At 71.7% G+C, this 3,426-nt stretch carries 3 protein-coding genes; all 3 read left to right on the top strand.

The window, feature by feature from the left end; translation table 11 throughout:
- The first annotated feature begins 219 nt into the window (after positions 1-219).
- Positions 220-1,248: an L-threonine 3-dehydrogenase gene (gene tdh / locus JGS39_RS38650; protein WP_219574443.1), complete on the top strand. Its 1,029-nt coding sequence runs from the start codon at positions 220-222 to the stop codon at positions 1,246-1,248.
- 42 nt (positions 1,249-1,290) lie between these two features.
- Positions 1,291-2,484: a glycine C-acetyltransferase gene (locus tag JGS39_RS38655; RefSeq protein ID WP_219574444.1), complete on the top strand. Its 1,194-nt coding sequence runs from the start codon at positions 1,291-1,293 to the stop codon at positions 2,482-2,484.
- Positions 2,485-2,527: 43 nt separating this feature from the next.
- The coding region (locus JGS39_RS38660; RefSeq protein WP_219574445.1) for a LysR family transcriptional regulator at positions 2,528-3,426 on the top strand (899 nt) is incomplete at its 3' end.

Genomic DNA, 3,426 nt, shown 5'->3' on the forward strand with positions numbered 1-3,426 from the left:
GGGCGTGAAGCCAAGCTGCGGGCGCGCTTAAGAAAACCTCGATGGACCTGGGGCGCGGGGTACGGCAGATTGCTCCGTGACGGCGGAGGATGGTGCGCGGCAGCCGGTCGAACGCGCTGCCACGCAGTCCCTCTCATACTTCCCCGGGCCGCAGGCTTCCTTCGGCATGCCCCCGGCCCGGGGACATCAACGCCGCACCAGGTACAGGGAGCCGCAGCCGTGAAGGCACTCGTGAAGCAGAAGGCCGAGCCGGGACTCTGGCTGATGGACGTGCCCGAGCCGGAGACCGGCCCCTCGGACGTGCTGATCAAGGTGCTCCGCACCGGCATCTGCGGCACCGACCTGCACATCCGTAACTACGACGGCTGGGCGCAGAACGCCATCAGGACCCCGCTCGTCCTCGGCCACGAGTTCGTCGGCGAGGTCGCCGCGATCGGCTCCGACGTCGTCGACATCGCCGTCGGCGACCTGGTCAGCGGCGAGGGCCACCTGGTCTGCGGCAAGTGCCGCAACTGCCTGGCCGGACGCCGCCACCTCTGCCGCTCCACGCTGGGGCTCGGCGTCGGACGCGACGGGGCCTTCGCCGAGTACGTCGCCCTGCCCGCGTCCAACGTGTGGGTCCACCGGGTCCCCGTCGACCTGGACATCGCCGCGATCTTCGACCCGTTCGGCAACGCCGTGCACACCGCGCTGTCGTTCCCGCTGGTCGGCGAGGACGTCCTCATCACCGGCGCCGGCCCGATCGGCATCATGGCCGCCGCCGTCGCCAAGCACGCGGGCGCCCGCAACGTCATGATCACCGACGTCAGCGAGGCCCGCCTGGAGCTCGCCCGCAAGGTCGGCGTCAGCCTCGCCCTCGACGTCGGCGAGCAGTCCATCGCCGACGGCCAGCGGGAGCTCGGGCTGCGCGAGGGCTTCGACATCGGCCTGGAGATGTCCGGCCGCCCCGAGGCGATGCGCGACATGATCGCGAACATGACGCACGGCGGCCGCATCGCGATGCTCGGACTGCCGTCCGAGGAGTTCGCCGTCGACTGGTCCCGGATCGTCACCTCCATGATCACGGTCAAGGGCATCTACGGCCGCGAGATGTACGAGACCTGGTACGCCATGTCCGTCCTGCTGGAGGGCGGCCTCGACCTCGCCCCCGTCATCACCGGCCGGTACGGCTACCGCGACTTCGAGGCGGCCTTCGACGACGCGGCGAGCGGACTCGGCGGCAAGGTCATCCTCGACTGGACCGTCTGAAACCGGATCGCCCGGCCTTTCGAAACCCTTAAGGAATTCCGCATGTTCGACTCCGTACGCGACGATCTGCGCACCACTCTCCAGGAGATCGAGGCCGCCGGGCTGCACAAGCCCGAGCGCGTCATCGGCACCCCGCAGTCCGCGACCGTGGCCGTCACCGCGGGCGGCCGCCCCGGTGAGGTGCTGAACTTCTGCGCCAACAACTACCTGGGTCTCGCCGACCACCCCGACGTGATCGCCGCCGCGCACGAGGCGCTGGACCGCTGGGGCTACGGCATGGCGTCCGTCCGCTTCATCTGCGGCACCCAGGAGGTCCACAAGGAGCTGGAGCAGCGGCTCTCCTCGTTCCTGGGCCAGGAGGACACGATCCTCTACTCCTCCTGCTTCGACGCCAACGGCGGAGTCTTCGAGACGGTCCTCGGCCCGGAGGACGCGGTCATCTCCGACGCCCTCAACCACGCCTCGATCATCGACGGCATCCGGCTGTGCAAGGCCAAGCGTTTCCGCTACGCCAACCGCGACATGGCCGACCTGGAGCAGCAGCTCAAGGAGGCGTCCGGGGCCCGGCGCCGCCTCGTCGTCACCGACGGCGTCTTCTCCATGGACGGGTACGTGGCCCCGCTCCGCGAGATCTGCGACCTCGCCGAGCGCTACGACGCCATGGTCATGGTCGACGACTCGCACGCCGTCGGCTTCGTCGGCCCGGGCGGGCGCGGAACGCCCGAACTGCACGACGTGATGGACCGCGTCGACATCATCACCGGCACCCTCGGCAAGGCGCTCGGAGGCGCGTCCGGCGGTTACGTGGCCGCCCGCGCCGAGATCGTGGCGCTGCTGCGCCAGCGCTCGCGCCCGTACCTCTTCTCCAACTCGCTCGCCCCGGTCATCGCGGCGGCCTCCCTGAAGGTCATCGACCTGCTGGAGTCCGCCGGCGACCTGCGCGAGCAGCTCAACGCCAACACCGCGCTCTTCCGAACCCGGATGACCGAGGAGGGCTTCGACGTCCTGCCCGGCGACCACGCCATCGCCCCCGTGATGATCGGGGACGCGGCGAAGGCAGGCAGGATGGCGGAGCTGCTCCTGGAGCGCGGTGTGTACGTGATCGGGTTCTCGTACCCGGTCGTCCCGCAGGGCGCGGCCCGCATCCGCGTCCAGCTCTCCGCCGCGCACTCCACCGCGGACGTCAACCGGGCGGTCGACGCCTTCGTCGACGCTCGGGCGGCGCTGGGGGAGTGAGGCCCGGCGGGGGCGTCCTTCGCGACCTGGGACAATAGGGCACATGATCGATGCACGGCGGCTGCGCATCCTGCGTGCGGTGGCGGACCACCGCACGGTGACGGCCGCGGCCGCCGCGCTGTATCTGACCCCCTCCGCCGTCTCCCAGCAGCTCGCCGCGCTGGATCAGGAGACCGGCCACCGGCTGGTCGAGCGGAACGCCCGCGGCGCCCGGCTCACCCCCGCCGGGGAGATCCTGCTGACCCACGCCAACGCGGTGCTGGCCCAGCTGGAACGGGCCGAGGCCGAACTGGCGGCGTACAGCGCGGGTGACGCCGGTACGGTCACCGTCGCCGCCTTCGCCACCGGCATCGGCCTGGTCCTCGCCCCCGCGATCGCCGCCCTGAACAGGACCGCACCCGGCATCAAGGTCCGCGTCCAGGACGCCGAGGGCGACGCGAGCGTCCCCATGGTGCTCGACCGGCAGGTCGATGTGGCGGTCGCCGTCGAGTACCGCGGCGCACCGGGTGAGGACGACCGGCGGCTCACCCGCGTACCGCTGTACTCGGAACCGTTCGACGCGGTGCTCCCGGTGGGACACCGGCTGGCCGGCCAGGAGCAGGTGGCCCTCGCCGACCTGGCGAAGGACGAGTGGATCGGCCCCTACCCGGGCAACCCGTGCCACGACGTGGTCGTCCTGGCCTGCGAGTACGCCGGATTCGCACCGAACCTCGAACACTCCTCGGACGACTTCCACGCGGTGGTCGCACTCGCGGGCGCCGGCGCCGGAGTGGCCCTGGTCCCGCGTTCCGCGCTGCGCGGGGTGGCCCTGGCCGGTGTGGTGGTCCGCCCGGTGCAGGGCAGCGCGCCCACCCGCCGGGTCTTCGCGGCCGTGCGGCGGGGCGCGGAGGCGCATCCGCTGATCGCCCCGGTGCTGGAGGCGCTGGCGGGGGCGGCCGGGGA

It is taken from the genome of Streptomyces poriferorum, assembly GCF_019399235.1.
GTDB classification, from domain to species: Bacteria; Actinomycetota; Actinomycetes; order Streptomycetales; family Streptomycetaceae; genus Streptomyces; species Streptomyces poriferorum.